2 protein-coding genes are annotated in these 1,416 nt (G+C 64.1%); one reads left to right on the top strand and one right to left on the bottom strand.

What is annotated here, in order from left to right; translation table 11 throughout:
• Positions 1-843: ATP-binding protein (locus QZ281_RS03875; RefSeq protein WP_292224935.1), on the top strand; the 843-nt coding region annotated here is incomplete at its 5' end.
• Positions 844-1,019: 176 nt separating this feature from the next.
• On the opposite strand, the gene QZ281_RS03870 is transcribed toward QZ281_RS03875, so the two are convergent.
• Complete coding sequence (locus QZ281_RS03870) at positions 1,020-1,403, bottom strand: hypothetical protein (RefSeq protein ID WP_292224932.1); 384 nt, start codon at positions 1,401-1,403, stop codon at positions 1,020-1,022.
• Positions 1,404-1,416 lie beyond the last annotated feature (13 nt).

Below are 1,416 nucleotides of genomic sequence, written 5' to 3'. Positions count from 1 at the left end.
GCGCTTCTGGCGGTTGGTCTGGCGGGGGTGCTGCTGACGGGCTGGATGGCGTCACGTCTGGCGGCGGGTCCGCTGAACCGTCTGTCAGAAGGCGCGGTCGCCCTGAGCCACGACCTGGATCGCCCGCCCCTGATCGAGGAAGGCGCGCGTGAGGTGCGTCAGGCCGCCGCCGCCCTGAACGCCATGCAGACCCGGCTGCAGGCCCTGATCGAAGACCGCACACGAGTTCTGGCCGCCGTGGCCCATGACCTGCAGACACCCCTGACCCGGATGCGGCTGCGGATCGAAAAGGTCGAGGACGAAGCCCTGCGCGGCCAACTGGTCAATGATCTGGGCGCCATGCAGCATCTGGTGCGCGAGGGGCTGGATCTGGCCCGGATCGAGACCACCGCCGAGGATGTGGTTCCCGTCGATCTGGACGCCCTGTTGTCCGCCCTGTGCGAGGACGCCGCCGATGCGGGCCAGCCCGTGGTCTTCGCCGGGGGCTGTTCAGCCGTGATCCGCACACGCCCGCAGGCGCTGCGCCGCTGCCTGACCAATCTGGTGGACAACGCCGTGCGTCATGGCGGCGACGCCGAGGTGACCGCCGTGCGTCAGGGATCGGAAATCCGCCTGACCGTGCGCGACCACGGCCCCGGCGCGCCCGACGACCAGATCGCGCGCCTGTTCGAGCCCTTCTACCGGCTGGACCCGTCCCGTTCGCGCGACAGCGGCGGCTCGGGCCTTGGCCTGACCATTGCGCGGCGCATGGCCGAACGTTCCGGCGCGCGCCTGACCCTGACCAACGCCGACGGTGGAGGGCTGCTGGCCACGCTGGCCTTCCACGATCATGAACGGTATTGAAAAATCAAACTTTCAACACTATATTGAAAGTCCAAGTTGTTGAGGTGAGAACTCCCTCCTCACACACTCCGCTTTCAGCGGCGTAAAGTAGGCGAAAGCCGAAAGAGATGCGGGACTTCGGGACCCCGCCTTCAACTTGGAAACAGGCCCCGCTCGTTGGACGGGGCCTTTTGCTTTTATACGCGCAGCCAATACCCCTTAGAGACACGCATATCCGCGTCATGCTGCGTGACCCGATAAGTGCTCGCTACGACATATCGCCCCTGATCATCGCGTTTCAACTTGATCGCCACCAACAGGATGGCCTTCGCCGACGAAATCCGGCGAACCATCACAAAACCATCGCGGTCTTTAGGTCCCTGCCCGACCCAGTCCGGAGCCCGAAGAATATGCGCGATATTCTTGACGCAGAGCGCGTAGTCTTCGGGGTGACGATCGTCAGCATGCTCCTGAGCAGAAGCAGAGAAGTGCACGGAGCCAGGCGACAGGTCCCACTGCATGACTTCATTGACTATGCCAACGGCTAAGGCGCCGCAATCGATCGGCTTGTATTTTGCCATCTACAGCCCCCCC

The sequence above is a fragment of the Brevundimonas sp. genome, from assembly GCF_018608325.1.
Classification (GTDB): domain Bacteria; phylum Pseudomonadota; class Alphaproteobacteria; order Caulobacterales; family Caulobacteraceae; genus Brevundimonas.
This window is presented reverse-complemented; position numbering and strand designations above follow the sequence as displayed.

Excerpts from the sequence above, each read along its gene's own strand:
- QZ281_RS03870 (WP_292224932.1), bottom strand. The coding sequence starts at position 1,403 with ATGGCAAAATACAAGCCGATCGATTGCGGCGCCTTAGCCGTTGGCATA.